The 603-nt window shown below is 48.4% G+C and carries 1 protein-coding gene; it reads left to right on the top strand.

The features are described from left to right. The coding region (ruvB, locus tag R7093_RS26510; protein ID WP_318147187.1) for a Holliday junction branch migration DNA helicase RuvB at positions 1 to 603 on the top strand (603 nt) is incomplete at both ends.

Genomic DNA, 603 nt, shown 5'->3' with positions numbered 1-603 from the left:
GAGGAAAACGACGTGCTTTTCATTGATGAGATCCATCGTCTTAGCCCTATGGTCGAAGAGGTGCTGTATCCGGCAATGGAAGATTACCAATTGGACATCATGATTGGTGAAGGCCCGGCCGCACGTTCTATCAAAATTGATTTGCCACCATTCACATTGATTGGTGCAACGACGCGTGCGGGGTCTTTGACTTCTCCGCTGCGTGACCGTTTTGGTATTACTCAGCGTCTTGAGTACTACAAAGTGCACGATCTACAGAACATTGTTCAACGCAGTGCAGATTGTCTAGGGTTGTCGATGGAGCCAGAAGGCGCGTTAGAAGTTGCTCGACGAGCTCGTGGTACGCCTCGTATTGCGAACCGTCTATTGCGCCGTGTACGTGACTATGCAGAAGTGAAGGGCAACGGACATATTTGTGCCGATGTTGCTGACAAAGCGCTTAATATGTTGGATGTCGATGCTCAGGGCTTCGATTACATGGACCGCAAGCTTCTTCTCGCTATCATGGAAAAATTTGGTGGTGGTCCAGTTGGACTCGACAATATGGCTGCCGCTATTGGTGAAGAAAAAGACACCATTGAAGATGTGCTAGAACCATATTTG

Source organism: Vibrio sp. 1580, assembly GCF_033340055.1.
Note: the sequence above shows the minus strand (reverse complement) of the source record. Positions and strands in the feature narration are given on the sequence as shown.